Annotated in this window: 25 protein-coding genes; 3 read left to right on the top strand and 22 right to left on the bottom strand. The window is 26.8% G+C overall.

The window, feature by feature from the left end:
• Positions 1–105 precede the first annotated feature (105 nt).
• Positions 106–705, top strand: coding sequence for a nitroreductase family protein (locus AC5EAH_RS05685; protein WP_493493802.1), 600 nt, complete (start codon positions 106–108; stop codon positions 703–705).
• Between the two features lie 12 nt (positions 706–717).
• Positions 718–1101 (top strand): lactoylglutathione lyase, encoded by a 384-nt coding sequence (gene gloA / locus AC5EAH_RS05690; RefSeq protein ID WP_493493803.1) that lies wholly within the window; start codon positions 718–720, stop codon positions 1099–1101.
• A gap of 42 nt (positions 1102–1143) precedes the next feature.
• Here the strand turns inward: gloA and AC5EAH_RS05695 are convergent, their stop codons facing one another.
• From AC5EAH_RS05695 to AC5EAH_RS05730, 8 genes are all read right to left on the bottom strand, one after another.
• A complete protein-coding gene (locus tag AC5EAH_RS05695) occupies positions 1144–1929 on the bottom strand; it encodes a DUF2705 family protein (RefSeq protein WP_493493804.1) in 786 nt (261 codons plus the stop codon).
• Positions 1929–2849, bottom strand: coding sequence for an ABC transporter ATP-binding protein (locus AC5EAH_RS05700; protein ID WP_493493805.1), 921 nt, complete (start codon positions 2847–2849; stop codon positions 1929–1931). The genes AC5EAH_RS05695 and AC5EAH_RS05700 overlap by 1 nt, the downstream gene beginning before the upstream one ends.
• A 24-nt stretch (positions 2850–2873) precedes the next feature.
• On the bottom strand, positions 2874–3749 hold the full coding sequence (locus AC5EAH_RS05705) for a polyprenyl synthetase family protein (RefSeq protein WP_493493806.1): 876 nt from the start codon (positions 3747–3749) through the stop codon (positions 2874–2876).
• Positions 3739–3954: an exodeoxyribonuclease VII small subunit gene (xseB, locus tag AC5EAH_RS05710; protein ID WP_493493807.1), complete on the bottom strand. Its 216-nt coding sequence runs from the start codon at positions 3952–3954 to the stop codon at positions 3739–3741. The genes AC5EAH_RS05705 and xseB overlap by 11 nt, the downstream gene beginning before the upstream one ends.
• Complete coding sequence (xseA, locus tag AC5EAH_RS05715) at positions 3947–5293, bottom strand: exodeoxyribonuclease VII large subunit (RefSeq protein ID WP_493493808.1); 1347 nt, start codon at positions 5291–5293, stop codon at positions 3947–3949. Before xseA ends, xseB begins: the two co-directional genes overlap by 8 nt.
• 19 nt (positions 5294–5312) lie before the next feature.
• On the bottom strand, positions 5313–5729 hold the full coding sequence (nusB, locus tag AC5EAH_RS05720) for a transcription antitermination factor NusB (RefSeq protein ID WP_493493809.1): 417 nt from the start codon (positions 5727–5729) through the stop codon (positions 5313–5315).
• Positions 5730–5804: 75 nt separating this feature from the next.
• Positions 5805–6152 (bottom strand): Asp23/Gls24 family envelope stress response protein, encoded by a 348-nt coding sequence (locus AC5EAH_RS05725; protein WP_493493810.1) that lies wholly within the window; start codon positions 6150–6152, stop codon positions 5805–5807.
• A 59-nt stretch (positions 6153–6211) separates the two neighbouring features.
• A complete protein-coding gene (locus tag AC5EAH_RS05730) occupies positions 6212–7282 on the bottom strand; it encodes a M24 family metallopeptidase (protein WP_493493811.1) in 1071 nt (356 codons plus the stop codon).
• Between the two features lie 145 nt (positions 7283–7427).
• Here AC5EAH_RS05730 and AC5EAH_RS05735 point away from each other — a divergent pair, with 145 nt between their 5' ends.
• Entirely contained in the window at positions 7428–7820 is a 393-nt protein-coding gene (locus tag AC5EAH_RS05735) for a rhodanese-like domain-containing protein (RefSeq protein WP_493493812.1), read from the top strand.
• Positions 7821–7854: 34 nt separating this feature from the next.
• Here the strand turns inward: AC5EAH_RS05735 and AC5EAH_RS05740 are convergent, their stop codons facing one another.
• The 14 genes from AC5EAH_RS05740 to AC5EAH_RS05805 form a co-directional block, all read right to left on the bottom strand.
• Entirely contained in the window at positions 7855–8370 is a 516-nt protein-coding gene (locus AC5EAH_RS05740; protein WP_493493813.1) for a shikimate kinase, read from the bottom strand.
• A 32-nt stretch (positions 8371–8402) separates the two neighbouring features.
• Positions 8403–8597, bottom strand: a complete 195-nt coding sequence (locus tag AC5EAH_RS05745; protein WP_493493814.1) for a hypothetical protein — start codon at positions 8595–8597, stop codon at positions 8403–8405.
• Positions 8557–9018, bottom strand: coding sequence for a prepilin-type N-terminal cleavage/methylation domain-containing protein (locus AC5EAH_RS05750; RefSeq protein WP_493493826.1), 462 nt, complete (start codon positions 9016–9018; stop codon positions 8557–8559). The genes AC5EAH_RS05745 and AC5EAH_RS05750 overlap by 41 nt, the downstream gene beginning before the upstream one ends.
• Positions 9019–9118: 100 nt before the next feature.
• Positions 9119–9271, bottom strand: coding sequence for a type II secretion system protein (locus tag AC5EAH_RS05755; RefSeq protein WP_493493815.1), 153 nt, complete (start codon positions 9269–9271; stop codon positions 9119–9121).
• The gene (gene comGD, locus AC5EAH_RS05760) at positions 9261–9686 is read right to left on the bottom strand and encodes a competence type IV pilus minor pilin ComGD (protein ID WP_493493816.1); all 426 of its coding nucleotides are present in this window, start codon (positions 9684–9686) and stop codon (positions 9261–9263) included. Before comGD ends, AC5EAH_RS05755 begins: the two co-directional genes overlap by 11 nt.
• Entirely contained in the window at positions 9676–10005 is a 330-nt protein-coding gene (gene comGC / locus AC5EAH_RS05765) for a competence type IV pilus major pilin ComGC (protein WP_493493817.1), read from the bottom strand. The genes comGD and comGC overlap by 11 nt, the downstream gene beginning before the upstream one ends.
• Position 10006: 1 nt before the next feature.
• Entirely contained in the window at positions 10007–10507 is a 501-nt protein-coding gene (locus tag AC5EAH_RS05770) for a type II secretion system F family protein (RefSeq protein ID WP_493493818.1), read from the bottom strand.
• Positions 10508–10900: a hypothetical protein gene (locus AC5EAH_RS05775; RefSeq protein ID WP_493493819.1), complete on the bottom strand. Its 393-nt coding sequence runs from the start codon at positions 10898–10900 to the stop codon at positions 10508–10510.
• 130 nt (positions 10901–11030) lie between these two features.
• Positions 11031–12020, bottom strand: a complete 990-nt coding sequence (gene comGA, locus AC5EAH_RS05780; protein ID WP_493493820.1) for a competence type IV pilus ATPase ComGA — start codon at positions 12018–12020, stop codon at positions 11031–11033.
• A 95-nt stretch (positions 12021–12115) separates the two neighbouring features.
• Positions 12116–12742, bottom strand: a complete 627-nt coding sequence (locus AC5EAH_RS05785; protein ID WP_493493821.1) for an MBL fold metallo-hydrolase — start codon at positions 12740–12742, stop codon at positions 12116–12118.
• 8 nt (positions 12743–12750) lie between these two features.
• Complete coding sequence (locus AC5EAH_RS05790) at positions 12751–13062, bottom strand: MTH1187 family thiamine-binding protein (RefSeq protein WP_493493822.1); 312 nt, start codon at positions 13060–13062, stop codon at positions 12751–12753.
• Positions 13063–14937, bottom strand: a complete 1875-nt coding sequence (locus tag AC5EAH_RS05795) for an LTA synthase family protein (protein WP_493493823.1) — start codon at positions 14935–14937, stop codon at positions 13063–13065.
• A gap of 25 nt (positions 14938–14962) precedes the next feature.
• Positions 14963–16219 (bottom strand): FtsW/RodA/SpoVE family cell cycle protein, encoded by a 1257-nt coding sequence (locus tag AC5EAH_RS05800; RefSeq protein WP_493493824.1) that lies wholly within the window; start codon positions 16217–16219, stop codon positions 14963–14965.
• Positions 16220–16290: 71 nt separating this feature from the next.
• Complete coding sequence (locus tag AC5EAH_RS05805) at positions 16291–16569, bottom strand: Fpa/YlaN family protein (RefSeq protein ID WP_493493825.1); 279 nt, start codon at positions 16567–16569, stop codon at positions 16291–16293.
• Between the last annotated feature and the right edge of the window lie 103 nt (positions 16570–16672).

Genomic DNA, 16672 nt, shown 5'->3' on the forward strand with positions numbered 1-16672 from the left:
GCTAGTTTTTTCCCAGCCCCTTTTTATAATTTTATTTATTTGTCCTTTTTCTTTAGTTGTGATATGCTATTATTACTTACTAAAAGAAAGGTGATTAATATAATTATGTCTAAAGAAGCATTAGATTTATTGTTACAACGAAAATCAATTAAACAGTACGACAATCAACATAAGTTAACGACTGAAGAGTTAAAACAATTATTAACTTATTCAGCTGCAGCACCTTCAGCTTGGAATTTACAACATTGGAAATTTGTCGTAATTCATTCTGATGATGCTAAAAACACATTACTGCCATTAGCGTATCATCAATCACAAGTTAAAGATAGTTCAGCAACAATTATCATTTTAGGTGATTTAAAAGCGAACGAAAATGCGGCAGAAGTATTCAAACATTTAGAAGGTACTGAAATTTATAATAATTTATTATCTCAAATTAATACAGCTTATCAACAAGAAAATTATGGATTGACTGCTGCTCATCACAATACTGCCTACGCCGCTATGCAATTAATGATTGCGGCAGAAGCTATGGGCTTATCTACTAATGCTATTGGTGGCTTTGATGCTCAAGGTATTATTGATGCATTTGATATAGACGAAACACGCTATATGCCTATTGTGTTAATTACTGTCGGTAAAAAGGTACAAGATGGTAGACGTTCAGCAAGATTTGATCTTGACAAAATTATTGATTTTAAATAAAGGAGTATTATTATGACAACAAAAATGTTACACACATGTATTCGTGTAAAGGATTTAGAAAAATCTATTAATTTTTATACAACTGCGTTCCCATTCAAAGAAACAAGAAGAAAAGATTTTCCAGACCATAAATTCACATTAGTTTTCTTATCATTTGGTGAAGGACAATTTGAATTAGAATTAACGTATAATTATGATCATCCTGGTTATGATTTAGGTGATGGTTACGGTCATTTAGCTGTCGGTGTAGATAATTTAGAAGAAACTCAACAATTGCATCAACAAGCTGGTTATGAAACAACCGATTTAAAAGGTTTACCAGGTCAAGAACCTCATTATTATTTTGTAAAAGATCCTGACGGTTATAAAATAGAAGTCATTCGTAATCGCAAATAAAAAACTATTTATCACACAATAATTGTGTGATAAATAGTTTTTTTATACTAATCTTCGTTCTCTTAAACGATAGATGAAACAGCTGACTAAAAATAAAATTAATGCACTTCCTACTAAAATTAACATTGTCGCTATAAAGTTATTAATTGATAATTTAACAATTTCATTTGAATAGAATTGTAATTGACTAATTTGGTAACTTGGTAACAATTTAAATATATTCATTAATAACGCTTGATCATCAATTTGTGATATTTTATGATAATTTAAAGGTATAAAAATAGTATATAATGTTACGATAACAGTTGCTACAAAAGTATTATTTATAATCGAAGAAGCAAAAATACTTAAACAAATTAAGTAAAATAAAATTAATAAAAAATAACTCATTTTAATAATTAACCATTGCTGTAGCATTTGATCTAGTAATATATTTTGATGATTGTATGTTATATATAACATAACTATCGCTATTAATAATAACGTAAATAGTAAAATATATAAAAATAAAGAAATTACTCTCATAATATATATTTTAAATCTTGAACAACGACGAACAACAATATTTTTTATCGTTCCCATTTTAAAATCAAATAAGATTAAAGATGTGGCCTTAACTACTGTAAATATTAACATACTTGGTAAAATAATTTTACTTACTATGAATTTAAATAAAATTGGATATTGTGTGATATCACTATGTAATAAATACATAAACTTATAAGGCATCAACATTAAACTACTAATTATTAATATTAAAAATAGAGAATAAAATAAAGTAGTTGGTTGATATGTAAATTTAATAAATTCATTTTTTATTAATTTCATTACACTTCACCTTTCCTTACTTTTAACATATATGCACGATATTCACTTTCTAATGTTGTATGATTATCATAGATACCTTTAATCAATACACCTTGAGACGATAATATATTTATAGCCTCTGTTAATTCTCCATTTTTTACACTTACTGTAATGGCATCTTTATTAGTTGCTATCACTGGAATATTATGTGCTGTTAAAATATCTTTTGCACGTGATACTGAATTCACTTGAAAAATAGTATAATCTTTTTGTTCAATAAAATTAGATAAACTTGTGATGTTAACAATTTCTCCTTTATTCATAAAAATTAAACGTTGGCATATAGATGAAATATCTTCTAATCTGTGACTCGCAATTACTATTGTCATGCCTTGCTGCGCTAATTTTAATAATAAGTCATAAAATGTCACTAAAAATAATTCATCCATCGCATTTGTTGGCTCATCAAGTAACAAAATATCTGGTTGTTGCATTATTGCTTGTGCTAAATTCAAACGTTGCTTCATACCATTTGATAATTTACTCACTTTTGTTTTTCGTAAATTACTTAAACCAACTGTTACTAATATTTGATGAATTTGATCATTTGATATTTTGAAATTTGATAAATTGGCTAATTGTTTTAAATTTTGTTCAACTGTCAAATAGTCATAAAATGAAGTTGTTTCAAACATCACACCAACACGATGTGAAATATGTCTAAAATTATGATCTAATTTTAAATCAAATAATGACATTTCTCCTTCGTAATGTGGAATAATTCCAATAATACTTTTTAATAATGTCGTTTTCCCTGCCCCATTACTACCTAATAAACCTACAATTTCTCCTTCTTTGACATCAAAAGAGATTTCTTTTAATATTTTATGTCTTCGTATTTTCACCGAAACATCTTTTAATACAAGTACATTCTGTTCCAACTAACTTCCTCCTATTTGACGAAATTATTTTTTTCTTGTAGTAACTAAATCAAGAATAGATAATAATAATGCTTGATATTGTTTTGGTAACATAATTATATTTTTTTCCGCTTCAATATAATGCTCTTTCAACTTATTTATAGCTCCTTCTAAGCCTAATAATGCCGGATAAGTCATTTTATTATTATCAATATCACTTTGTGTTGATTTGCCTAATGCTGTAAAATCACTTGTTATTTCTAAAATATCATCTTGTACTTGAAACGCAATCCCTAAATGATAACAATATTTTCTCAAATACATGATATCATTTTCAGGCCAATTCATAATATATGCACTAGCTTCAAAAGGAAATAACAATAATTTACCCGTTTTCAAATGATGCATATTTTCTAATTCTTTTAATGTAATTACCTGATTATCTATATCGATGACTTGTCCAGCAACCATTCCCTCACTACCAGAACAATGTGCTAGTAAAGCAATCATCTTTAATTTAAGACTATCTGTATTATAGCTATCTTGTGAAATCACATGGAATGCTTGTGTTAGTAAGGCATCACCACTTAAAATAGCTTGTGCTTCAGAATATACTTTATGATTAGTTAATTTACCACGTCTATAATCATCATTGTCCATTGCTGGTAAATCATCATGAATTAAAGAATAACAATGAATCATTTCTACAGCAATAGCACTTGCCATACCTTTATCAATTGCCATATTACCTGCTTGTAACATAGCAAGTAAAATCATTGGTCTTATTCTTTTGCCACCACCTAATAAAGAATAGGACATACTATCTTTAAGTATCGGCGGACTTATCATTTCATTCATGGTTTTCACTAGATGTTGTTCAAATAATTGTTGATGTTGTTCTATAAATAAATTAAATTTCATCATTTTGCTCTGACTGATACTGTTCATTAATTTCTATAATTTTTTGTTCAGCTGTTTGTAAAATGTTTTGACATTCACCACTTAATTTCATACCCGTTTCATACAATTTAATTGCTTCTTCTAATGAAGTTTCTTCATCTGAAAGTTGCTGAACAATTTTTTCTAAATTCATTAGTTTTGTTTCAAAATCCTCTTTTTTAACCATTTTTTTCTCCACTATCTTTACTTTTTATTTCTACATCTAATGTACCATCATGTAATTTTAATGTTAATAATTGTTTTACTTTAACTTGTTGAATTGAAGTAATAACAGTATCTTTGTCTTGTGCAATAATATAACCACGTTTCATTATTTCTATTGGGCTTAATGCTTTTAATTGGTTTTCATAATGTATTAATTGTTGTTGTTGCTGATTTATTTTATTATTAATACATGCTTCATATTTTTCTTGAAGTAATTTTATACGCTGTTTATTAGATTTTATGTCATTAAATAGATTAATTGTATTTAATTGTAAACTGCTTTTTTCTAAACTATACTTATAATTAACTGTTTTATTAACTAATTGCCTTTGTAATTTATCATTTAGAAATTGAATATTATCATAATAATGTTTCGTCATACCAGAAGTAATTTGTAAACGCATATTTTGATAAATTTTATTAAATTGTTGTTGTTGATTGTTCAAGAAATAATGAATGCCTTTATCTAATATTAATATTTTATTATTAATCTCTTCTGATAGATTTAATACATCTGGGGCAACTAATTCTGCTGCTGCTGTGGGTGTCGCTGCACGTATATCCGCAACAAAATCCGATAAAGTATAATCAGTTTCATGACCTACAGCCGAAATGATTGGTATCGTACATTTAAACATTTCCTCAATCAATTGTGGTTCATTAAAAGCCCACAAATCTTCGATACTTCCTCCACCTCTACCCAAAATAATAACATCTGCACCTATTTTTTGAACATATTTTAATTGCTTAATAATATCTTTATATGCTTGATGCCCTTGAACTAAAGTAGGATAAATATGGATATTCGCTAAAGGATATCTTCGTTTCAATGTAGATAACATATCTTGAATTGCTGCACCTTCTCGTGCTGTTAATAAAGCAATTACTTTAGGAAATTTTATTAATTTCTTTTTATTAATGTCTGAAAAGTAACCACGCTGTTCAAATTGTTGTTTTAGCAATTCATATTGTTCATATAATTGTCCTAAACCATCCAATGTTAAAGATTTAGCATAAATTTGATAATTACCTTGTCCTGCAAAAATATCTACATGCCCTTCAATAACTACTTGATCTCCATCTTTTGGTTGGTAAGTTGAGTTCATTATTTTGTTAGCATTAAACATCACGCATCTAATCACAGCTTTTTGATCTTTCAAAGAAAAATAATAATGTCCCGTACGATGTGCTTTAAAATTAGAAATTTCTCCTTTAACACGTACATTTTTTAAATAAGGATCTTGTGTGAATTTATATTGTAAATATTTAGTTAATGCAGATACAGTCAAATTCTCTTGCATAAGTATAGACCTTTCTTAATTAAGATACTTGTTTAATTTCTGATACTATACCTGTCAACACACCATTAATAAAACGATAACTATCATCTTTATCGCTATATAATTTTGACAATTCGATAGCTTCGTTAATAATGACCTTATATGGTGTAGATAAATTCATTAACTCAAATGTAGCTAATCTTAAAATATTTCTATCCATACGAGATAACCTAGATAAAGTCCATTTTTTTAAATGACGTTCGATTACTTCATCTAATTGTTGTTGTTGTTCGACAACACCTACTGTTAATTCATTTAAAAACTCATTATGGACTTGTTTATCATCTTCTACTACAAAAGTTAAAGCTTCTGGAATAGTTAAATCATTTTGAGATTTTATCGTATCTAATTGAAATAATGTTTTAAAAGCTAATTCTCTTATTTTTGTTCTATTCATATCATTATCCTTTCTGCATGAAAACAATTTAAGAGTGGTAAAGCCACTCTTAAATTGTTTAATAACTCAACCACATTAAAATTGTATATTTTGAATGAAAATATTAACTTCTTTAGTTTGTAGTTCTGTCATATCTAAAATAGATTGTCTAACATTATTTTGAATATTTTGAGCGACCTCTGCGATGTTCATTCCAAAATTAATTGAACAATAAATATCAACAATAATTTCTCCTTGATCATCTTGTTCTATTCTTACACCTTTATTTGATGATACTTTACCTAATTTTTCTAATGCATCTGTTGTAAAATTACTTTGCATTTTTGCAACACCTTCAATTTCTGATGTCGCAATATTCGCAATAGTTTCTAATACTTCTGGTGCAATTTCGATTGTACCTTGAATATTTTTTGTATTAATCATGATAGTATCCTTTCATCTTTTAATCTATTTAAATATAACATATTTTCAATATTTTTTCATTACTTATTAGACGGTAAAATAATTAATTCCTTAGTTAAAGTTGTTAAAACTTCTGCACCATTTTTAGTCATCACTACATCATCTTCTATACGAATACCACCTAAATTAGGGATATATATACCTGGTTCAATAGTTAATACCATGTGTTCTTCTATAATAGCTGTATTACCATAACCTAAAACTGGTGACTCATGTACATCTAAACCAATAGCATGTCCCGCAGAATGACCGTAGTAATCACCATAACCTGCTTCTACAATCATATCTCTTGTTAAAGCATCAATTTCTTTAGCTGTCATTCCAACTTTCATATTAGCTAAAGCATATTCATTTGAACGACGTACTAAATTATAAATTTCTATTAATTTTTCATCTGGTTCACCTATGGCAAATGTTCGTGTAATATCTGATGTATAGCCTTGATAAAAACACCCAAAATCTAATGTAATCATGTCTCCTGAATTAATTATCTTATCACTTGCTACACCATGTGGTAATGCACCACGCCAACCTGATGCAACAATTGTATCAAACGAAGTACTACTTGCACCTTGTTGACGCATATGCATTTCCATTTCATTAGCAACTTGTAATTCTGTCATACCTGGTTTAATCCATTTTAAAATATGGTGATAAGTATTTTCAGATATTTCAATTGCTTTTTTTATTAAAACTAATTCTTTTGGTGTTTTAAACATACGAAAATATTCTATTATATTATTAACACCTATCCATTGTCTTTCTTGATTATCATATACTTTTAATTCAGCGACTGTCATAACTTGCTCTTCAAATGCTACAAATTTAATATGATATTGTTGTAATAGTGCATTAATCTCTTGTGCTAATGATTGTGTTCGTGTAACAATTTCAAAATCATGACATTGTTGTTCTGCTTGTTGTGTATAACGTGAATCTGTCACAAATATTTTTTTATCTTTTAATAAAAGAATAACACCTGCTGAACCTGTAAAACCTGATAAATATCTGACATTTACTAAATTAGTAATTAAAAATGCTTCGATATCTGAGTTGCTTTGATGTAAATGATTAAATATTTTTTCTAACATGTCTAACTCCTAGTCAATTTTATTTTATATTAAAATAATAACACACTCTACAAAATCATTCAAAATATCATCATAAAAAATAAAAGACAAATCTTAAAAAGTAGATTATAATAATTATATAAAAATTATTTTAAGGAGTTATACAATGAATTTATCTGTTTCGTTATTTGCAGTGATAATTTTAGCCATTATAGTTACTATTTTAGCTATTAATTATTTTAAATTTAAAAAAATTGCTGTTCAGTTAGATGAACAAAAATTCAAAGACAATATTCGTAAAGTTCAACTAATTGATGTACGTGAAAAAGATGCATTTAATAGTGGGCATATCAATGGTGCTAGACATCTACCTATGAGTCAATTTAAATTAAAAGCGACTTCATTAAGAAAAGACGTCCCTATTTATATTTATGATAATAATGGTACTATTAGTGCCAGAGCAGCACAACAATTATACAAATTAGGTTATAAAAAAATGTATATTTTATCAGGTGGTTTAAAAAAAGGTTGGACTGGTAAACTTAAAGAAGTTAAATAAATAATAAAGTGTAAAGTTATGATAGATTTTAACTTTACACTTTATTATTTTCATTTAAATTTAATCGATCAATAATATAACAAGCTGTTTTTTTAATATTTTTATGATTGTATGCTGCTAAAGTAGATAATTCATTATATTTAATATCTCGTTCATAATACATTGTTTTTAATTCATCATATGTTTTTTGTTGTACAAGTGGTCGTCTAGTATCATTTTTTATACGAGAATAAATAATATTAAAAGGTACTTTTAAATAAATGACATGGCATTTACGTAATAAATAGTTATTTTTTTTATATTCGACTACACCACCACCTGTAGAAATAATATCAAATTTTTTTACAGCCAGTTTTAAATATTTATGCTCTAATTCACGAAAATATTTTTCACCTTTAGTGTTGAATATTTCGTTAATAGTTTGTTGTTCTTGTTGTACAATAAATTTATCTAAATCAATTAAACTAAGATTTAATTTACGTGCAAGTAATTTACCTAATGATGTTTTACCGGCTCCCATAAAACCAACTAAAACTATTGCTTTCTTCATACCACATCCTCCTATTTGTAAATTATCATAGCTTAACTTTTAATTTTTGTCCATTGTTCATTAATTTTATTATCATAGTATTTTGTTAAATTATTAATAATTTCTAATTTTGTCTGATACAAATTCAAACAATATGTGATAATCGCTACAATAATTACAAACGTTAACAACGCAATAACTAAAATATTACCTTGGTGATTTCTTTTTGTTTGTAAGTTTGATTTCATGATGATATTGTCCTTGTTCAATGGTTAAATATAAATTATTATGGATTATGCTCATCTTCGTATTGACATGCAATAACATTGGAGAATAACCTTGAAATTTTTGATGATGTTTTGTTGCTTTAATAATTTTATTAGGTAATATAGTAATATCGTGTTGACTTTGATCCGGCATGATACAATAAATATGGTTGTTTTTTATGATAACTTGTTCACTTTTATTATATAAAGCTGTTAATTGTTGGTGGAATAACAAATAATTTGTCATTTTAATGTCATTAAATTGATAAGTAATAGATTGTATTGAAGTGAATATCATTGGCAAAAACATTAATACTACAACACTAACAAAAAGTGTCACTGTAGATTCTATTAATGTAAAGCCTTTATTGTTGATAATGAATCGATATATTTTGTTGTTGATTTTTAATAAAGAGATTTTGTGGAGATATTGAAATAACATACGGATACCTTTCTACACTATATTGTTTCATATGCATCTCATTACAATAATTAAGTTCTTCTCATAAAATTTGTTGCATTAATAAGTATTGTTCCTTTTCTTTATATTTAATTAAAACTTGATTAATTTGAGGTATTATTCCTAATGTTAGTAATGAAATAATTGACAATGCTAAAATGGCCTCAATGAGTGAAAATCCTTGATTATGTTTCATTATAAACCACCCTACCATATTCCATTTGAATCACAACATGATGTACTCTATTATTAATTTTAATATTAATTGTATACGGTTGATGAATTTGCCCTTGATTAAAATATAATTTTTTATTCTTTTCTAGTTGAAAAATAGCATCTTCATTTAATATTTTTTCTTCTTTTATCATTTGATTTTGTTTTTGATAAATTAAATAATATTTATTACTATTAGTTATCAGTTCAATATGAGCTGCTTCTAATAAACTATACGATTCTACTTTTTGTATATCTAATATTAATTGATATATTTGTTGCTTTTCTAATATTTTTCGATGTGTTTGATAACCGTACGTTACTACTAGTGTTGTGATAATACTCACAATCATTAGAACAATTAAGGATTCAAGTAATGTAAAGCCTTTATTCGACACTAACATGACCTTCATTATCAATAATTAAACGTTTACCGTTTGGACAAAGTGAGGCGGTATCAACATTTCCTCTTAAATAGTTTTGATTAACTAATTCTTCAAAAGTGGGTAATTTATTTTCATTTAATTGAAAAGCAACAACTTGACTTTGTACCATTTCAATATATCCTTTACAACCTGTGTCTTTAACATTTTTAACATTATTCGTTAAATTAGGTATAATTAGCAATAAAAGTATAGAAATAATTAATAAAACGATTAACATTTCAATTAAAGTGAATCCTTGGTTTCGTTTTAAAAGTTTTAGAATTTTGTACATATTAAGCTCCTTCTCCAAAGTGATGTAATAAATCAAACATTGGTATCATAATGACACAATATAGACCTATAATAATGAGTGCTAATGCCGCAAATAAAATAGGTTGTATAATTTTTAAATACCAATTTACTTTATTAATGACTCTCTCTAAACATATCTCACTAAAAAATTTAAGTTCATCAGCTAAAATACCATTCATCTCACCATGTTCAATAAAATTAGATAAATCATTAACAAATAAATTTTGTTGCTTTACGACATAAGATAAACTATGTCCTTGCTCAATATCTTTAATTAAAAATTGTGCAATGTACTGAATGTGTTTATGATTTATTTGTTCAAAAATCATTAATGTTTGATTTAATGAAAAACCATTACGTAAAAAATAACTTAATTCTCTAGTAAAAATAAACGTCATATAATATTTAAACATGTATTTAATAATAGGTAATCGATACATAATGACGCAAAAATAATGAATATTTTTAATACGATATATCATTCACAACAAACTAATTAATGCGATAGTCGTTGCAAGTAATAATAAAATTATTTTTGGTATGGCTGCTAGTATATACATGAGTGTTGCAATGATGCTTGTCATTTCAATTTGATCCTGTAAATAAAAGTTAGAAAATTGTGGGATAATTAATTGATTAAAAAATATTATCATGGTAAATAGTACAAGCATTAATATAATGGGATAAGTCAATACTTGTGCAATCTGTTTTACTTGTTTTTGCTTTAATTGACAATACATAATTACTTCACGCAATACTTCGTTAAATTCACCATACAATTCTCCAAATTTTATTCTTAGTACAATAGCTTTTTTAAAATTTAACAAAGATAAGATTTGAAATAATTGTTGACCTTGGTTTAAATTATCTATCATATTTTTTTGGATGTTTTGAGGTATATTAAATTGATAATTTAAAAATATTAATGCGTCTTGTAAAATATAGCCATGTGAAAGTAATTGCTCTAATTTTATTAGTCATTGTATTTGTTGATTAAAGGATAACTTACATTGTTTCATATAACATATCCTCTAATGAAATATAATTATATTTAACTGCTTTATCAAACCAGTACGATAAATTTTCAGTTAATAATTGATGATCATCTAAAAATCCAATAATATCTTTTCTACAATTAACTTCTGCAATAATACCTTGTTTTTCATTATCATTAATTAATTTTACTAAACGTTGTGCAACAATGCCTTTTAGACTTTGTTTTAATTCTGTTTTAGAAATACCAAATTCTAATAATTTTTCTAAGGCACCTTTACCATCTTCAGCGTGCAATGTTGATAAAACTAAATGTCCACTTAATGCTGCCTGTATAGTGCAAATAGCGGTTTCTGCGTCTCTAATTTCTCCAATAATAATGACATCTGGATCGCATCTTAAAATACTTTTAATAACATTGGCATATGTTCTACCTGCTTTTTCATTAAATTGAACTTGTAAAATTTCTTTAAGATTAATTTCTATCGGATCTTCTATAGAAATGACTTGTTGCTGATTGCAAGCTAATTTTAATGCTAATTGATAAAGTGTCGAAGATTTACCACTACCTGTTGGTCCAACAAATAATATTAATCCACTTTGATAGTTAATCAACTGTTCTATTTTTATCGCTTGCTCTTTAAAAATGGATAACGCACACTGTGTTAAATTAGGAAATAAAACACGAATAACAATTGCTTCTTGTTGTTCATTTAATGGTAATGTAGATACTCTAAATGCATAATTTTCTTTATTAATTTCTAATTCAAATTGACCACTTTGTGCTTTTCTTTTTTCAGATATATCTAATTTAGCACGGTACTTTAAAAGAGAATTTAATTTAAGATAATCTGATAATGATATTTCTTCTATAACATATAATTCACTATAAATTCTAAATTTAATTATAATTTTTTTATCTTGCGGATGAAAATGAATATCTGATGCATGTTTCACGACTGCTTCTTGACATAAATATAAAATATATTGCTGTATATCCATAAAAACCTCCTTGTATTATATAAATAAACCCCTGATAAATTTTTTCCTCAAAAAAAATAGAGTGAATAAAGTTAAATACTTTACTCACTCTATTTTTAATTGAAATGTGGATTATATTTTTTCTCTATCCCTATCGTAGTGTCATCACCATGTCCTGGATAAACTACTAATTCATCAGGTAATGTAAATAAATATTGTTTAATATTTGCTAGTAATTGTTGATAATTACCTTCATAAAGATCTGTACGTCCAACACTATTTTTGAATAATGCATCACCACAAATAACAAATTCATCAAAAATAAAACTTACACCTCCAGGTGAATGTCCTGGTGTAGGAACTACTTTAAAACTAAATAAACCTATTGATAATTCACCTATTTTAAACTCAAATTCTGCTGGTTGACAAATCACTTCTGAACTAAAAAATGGACTACGACCACTTGATAAATTCAAGGTAGGATCAGTTAACCATTGTTGTTCTTTAGCACTAACATACACAGGTATATGATAATGATGTCTAATTTTTTCTAGTGCACCTATGTGATCAAAATGTGTATGCGTTAATAATATCGCAATTGGTGTTGTATGCATTTCCGTAATTACTTTGATAATTTTTTTATGTTCTGCTCCTGGATCAACAATTAATGCTTGTTCGCCATTAGAAATAATATAACAATTTTCATCTAACTGCCCTGTTATAATTTTTTTTACTGTCAACATCTTCTCACCTACATTTTATTTTCTACTGATTTTAGTTTTCCTGCCATCGTCAATTGTTTATCTCGTCTATCATCAATTCTAATATTTGTACATACACGATAAATATCTTGCTTGAAAGGCAATTCATGAATTGCCTCAATGACGCTCAATAAATTTTTTAAATTTCCTTGTATTTGTGTATTCATTGGTGTTAATACATAATCTTCAATTATTTGTTGTTGCTTATACTCAGATAGCAAATGCTGCATTTCAGCAACATATTTACTAACCGAAGCAGTTTTCGTACCTACTGGAATAATTTGTACATCTATAACTACCATTTATTTCTCCTTGTTTTCTTTATTAAATCTTAATAAATCCCCATAAATAATTTTATCTGATACATTTAATTGTTCAGCCACATTTTTTTTAAATGGTTCACAATATTTACTATCAATATTCATACCTGTTGGTTTTAAATAACATACATTATGAGAATAAATAAAATCATTTGTTACAAATCGTCCATCTCTAAAAGCTAACCAATTAGGACGATCTAATGCAAATAAATCATGCCCTAGTTGAAAATCTTTAGATGTATCTTCACCTAATAAATTTAATAATGTTGGACGAATATCCAATTGTCCACCTAAGGTACTATTGACATGCCCTTTATTTGAATTAGGAATCGTAATAAAAAAGGCAATTTTTTGTAATTCTGTCACATCATAAGGTGTTAAAGTATCTTTATTTAAATATTGCGCCATTGCTTCATTATGATTTTCAGAAATACCATAATGATCACCATACATGATAATAATTGAGTTATCATATAGACCTTTTGCTTTTAACTCATCATATAAAACTTTAATGGATTCATCTAAATAACGTGCAGTGACAAAATAGTTATTTACCGTTGCTGACGATGAGTGATATGGTTGAATATATCTATCTTGTTCATCAGAAGTAAACGGATAATGATTAGTTAAAGTAATAATCTTTGTATAAAATGGTTGTTTCATTTTAGACATTTGTTGTACATTTTGCTTCATGAAAGGAATATCTTTTAATCCCCAGTTAACGGATTCTTCGGGTGTTACAGTATAATCATTTACATCATAAAATTTTTGTGTCCCAAATCTCGGATAAATTAAGCTTCTATTCCAAAAAGATGCATTATTTGCATGTTGTACTGCTGTAAAATAACCGGCTTTATTTAATTTTTGAGTTAAAGTACTAAAGGTATTTGATGTATTAGTAAAAAATACTGCGCCTCTAGCTAAAGCAAATTGTGAATTATCAACTATAAATTCTGCATCACTTGTTTTACCTTGTGCTGTTTGATGATAAAAATTATCAAAATAAATTGTATCTTTATCATGTGTTAACGAATTTAAAAAAGGTGTAATTTCTTGACCATCTTCAGTTCGATTAATCACAAAATTTTGTAATGATTCTAAAGAGATAATAATTACATTACGTCCTTTAGCAATACCTGTATAAGCTGGATTAACTTTACCTTTGTGTAAATCAATATAATTTTTAACGACATCAAATTCAGCTTCATCTGCTAATGATTTTTGTATTGTTGTAATGGATTGCAAACCAGCATCATAAATGTGATAATTAAAAATCCCTAAATTTCTCACTAATAAATCACGATCAAAAGCTCGAGTGAACAATTGTGGTCTAGCAATTTCTTGTAATCCCAAATTAAGAAAAGCTAAGAAACAAAAAGTTAAATAATAAATTTTTTTATTGATTTGTCTAAAATTAGATATTTTCAATAACATTAAAGGTGCATATTTATAAGTAGCAATAATTAAGATGAAACTGACCCAAAATAAAGTATCATAGATTCTAAAATTAGCACCTACACTTCTACCTAATGACCCAAAATTACTTGTTTGAAACAATAAAGGCAGTGTAATAAAATCATTAAAAAATCTGAAAAACAATACATTAGCATACAATATAATATCTAAAACTAAAGTAGTGATTATCAAATAAATTTTAGCATTACGTTCTTTTTTAAAGAATAAAGCAACACCAAAAACTACCATTAGTGCAGGTAATGGATTAATAAGTAGAATAATTTCTTGTAACCATCCTATATATTTTAACGAAAATCCAAAATGATAAGTTAATATCGTCTGTAACCAAACACCTATAATTGTTGTCAATATAATCCAATGACTTCTTTTAAATTTCTTCATGTTTATTCCCCAAATTCTACTTTTATTATTTATTTTTTGGTTGACGATGTACAATATGTGCTAACACATTTAATACGATTCCCATACCTAAACATAAAGCTAACATAGAACTACCACCATAACTTAAAAAAGGTAAAGGTACACCAGTTAATGGAATAGCTCCTGATACACCACCTAAATTAAAAACAGCTTGTATCGTAATCCATGTTACATAACCAACACATATTTGAGCTGCATACGTTGTTGGTGCTTGTTTAGCACCATTAATAATTTTAAAAAATAAATAAGATAAAAAACCTAAAATAATAAGTACACCTATTAAACCTAATTCTTCTGCAATAACCGCAAAAATAAAGTCTGTATGCGCTTCAGGTAAAAAACCTAATTTTTGAACTGAATTACCTAAACCACGACCAAATATACCCCCATTACCTATAGCAATTAACGAGTTGTATAAATTATAACTTGAATGTTCAATATCTGAAAATGGATCTATCCAACTTTTAAAACGATTAATTTGATAAGGACTAAATACATAACCGAAAATTAAATATTTTATTAAAGTAAATATTGAAATGGCTGCTGCACCTATCCCTAAAATATGACTTAAATTTCTCAATCTTATTTTAGATGTTAAAAACATGACTGAAATAATTGCTACAATAATAATTGCCGATCCAAAATCATTCTCCCAAATAATAATGATCGCCAGTATAAATATAGGCAATGTAAAAATAGTATAAAGTCTCATTCCCTTTAAATTATTATAAATTAACTCACTATTTCGTGTTTCTAAAATATAAGCAAAATAAATAATTATATATAGTTTAGCAAATTCGACAGGTTGAATATTAAATCCACCTGGTAGTTTTATCCATCCGTATGAACCATTAACATCTCCAAAAAATCTGGTAATCAATAACATGATAATAATAATGATGGCACTATATTTCATAAAATTTCCATTACGATACAATTCATAAGGTAAAAAATAAGCTACACCTAATAATAATAGTATACCAATCACACACCAGATTAATTGTCGAACAGCAAAGTAATATTCAGTTACGATCACACCAGAAGTAAATAAGCCATGTTGATTACCTATCATACTTGCACTATAGATCATTCCTACACTAAAAATAGAATATAAAATGATAATTAATATCATTGTTTTATCAATAAATTGAATCCTACCTAATTGTAATTCTCTATTAGACTTAAAATAAGTAAATAATTCTTTAATAAGACTAATAGGTTGTTGTCTAGTATATTTTGACATAGTCTCTCCTTTTTTCTATAAGAAAAGTCTGGTAAATATTGACGTGCTACCAGACTATCATTTATATAAAATTACGATTGATTTAAATACTTTTCATGTAATTGTGATAATTCTTTTTCTAAATTATCTAATAATTCTTTACCTTGTGATTCTTTAATTAAACCTAATTTAATAGCAAATTCTATTTTTTTAGATAGTCCAAACATTTGCGTATCAATCACTTCTTCGTACAACGGACATTGTGGCATTGTTACATGCTCTATTTGCACACGAATTAATTGTCTTATCTCCTGGGCATCTTTAAACAATTGCTCATCTGCCAGTTGCTGGATATTATCTTGTATTGTCATCAACTTAGCCTCCATTGTTTAATACACTACTTTAAATTTTATAAGATTAAGCTATAAATTGCAAGTTAAATAAAAAAGTCGATAGTGTCAACTTTTTGTTGGT

The sequence above is a fragment of the Staphylococcus sp. B1(2026) genome, assembly GCF_058895785.1.

What these genes read in the sequence shown, in the direction of transcription:
- AC5EAH_RS05740 (WP_493493813.1), bottom strand. Translation starts at nt 8,370, where the DNA reads ATGAAGAAAGCAATAGTTTTAGTTGGTTTTATGGGAGCCGGTAAAACA.
- gloA (WP_493493803.1), top strand. Translation starts at nt 718, where the DNA reads ATGACAACAAAAATGTTACACACATGTATTCGTGTAAAGGATTTAGAA.
- comGC (WP_493493817.1), bottom strand. Translation starts at nt 10,005, where the DNA reads ATGTACAAAATTCTAAAACTTTTAAAACGAAACCAAGGATTCACTTTA.
- AC5EAH_RS05800 (WP_493493824.1), bottom strand. Translation starts at nt 16,219, where the DNA reads ATGTCAAAATATACTAGACAACAACCTATTAGTCTTATTAAAGAATTA.
- AC5EAH_RS05725 (WP_493493810.1), bottom strand. Translation starts at nt 6,152, where the DNA reads ATGATTAATACAAAAAATATTCAAGGTACAATCGAAATTGCACCAGAA.
- AC5EAH_RS05730 (WP_493493811.1), bottom strand. Translation starts at nt 7,282, where the DNA reads ATGTTAGAAAAAATATTTAATCATTTACATCAAAGCAACTCAGATATC.
- AC5EAH_RS05735 (WP_493493812.1), top strand. Translation starts at nt 7,428, where the DNA reads ATGAATTTATCTGTTTCGTTATTTGCAGTGATAATTTTAGCCATTATA.
- AC5EAH_RS05790 (WP_493493822.1), bottom strand. Translation starts at nt 13,062, where the DNA reads ATGGTAGTTATAGATGTACAAATTATTCCAGTAGGTACGAAAACTGCT.
- AC5EAH_RS05775 (WP_493493819.1), bottom strand. Translation starts at nt 10,900, where the DNA reads ATGATAGATAATTTAAACCAAGGTCAACAATTATTTCAAATCTTATCT.
- AC5EAH_RS05805 (WP_493493825.1), bottom strand. Translation starts at nt 16,569, where the DNA reads ATGACAATACAAGATAATATCCAGCAACTGGCAGATGAGCAATTGTTT.
- AC5EAH_RS05785 (WP_493493821.1), bottom strand. Translation starts at nt 12,742, where the DNA reads ATGTTGACAGTAAAAAAAATTATAACAGGGCAGTTAGATGAAAATTGT.
- xseA (WP_493493808.1), bottom strand. Translation starts at nt 5,293, where the DNA reads ATGCAAGAGAATTTGACTGTATCTGCATTAACTAAATATTTACAATAT.
- AC5EAH_RS05695 (WP_493493804.1), bottom strand. Translation starts at nt 1,929, where the DNA reads ATGAAATTAATAAAAAATGAATTTATTAAATTTACATATCAACCAACT.
- AC5EAH_RS05755 (WP_493493815.1), bottom strand. Translation starts at nt 9,271, where the DNA reads ATGAAACATAATCAAGGATTTTCACTCATTGAGGCCATTTTAGCATTG.
- AC5EAH_RS05745 (WP_493493814.1), bottom strand. Translation starts at nt 8,597, where the DNA reads ATGAAATCAAACTTACAAACAAAAAGAAATCACCAAGGTAATATTTTA.
- AC5EAH_RS05770 (WP_493493818.1), bottom strand. Translation starts at nt 10,507, where the DNA reads ATGATATATCGTATTAAAAATATTCATTATTTTTGCGTCATTATGTAT.
- AC5EAH_RS05795 (WP_493493823.1), bottom strand. Translation starts at nt 14,937, where the DNA reads ATGAAGAAATTTAAAAGAAGTCATTGGATTATATTGACAACAATTATA.
- AC5EAH_RS05685 (WP_493493802.1), top strand. Translation starts at nt 106, where the DNA reads ATGTCTAAAGAAGCATTAGATTTATTGTTACAACGAAAATCAATTAAA.
- nusB (WP_493493809.1), bottom strand. Translation starts at nt 5,729, where the DNA reads ATGAATAGAACAAAAATAAGAGAATTAGCTTTTAAAACATTATTTCAA.
- xseB (WP_493493807.1), bottom strand. Translation starts at nt 3,954, where the DNA reads ATGGTTAAAAAAGAGGATTTTGAAACAAAACTAATGAATTTAGAAAAA.
- comGA (WP_493493820.1), bottom strand. Translation starts at nt 12,020, where the DNA reads ATGGATATACAGCAATATATTTTATATTTATGTCAAGAAGCAGTCGTG.
- AC5EAH_RS05705 (WP_493493806.1), bottom strand. Translation starts at nt 3,749, where the DNA reads ATGAAATTTAATTTATTTATAGAACAACATCAACAATTATTTGAACAA.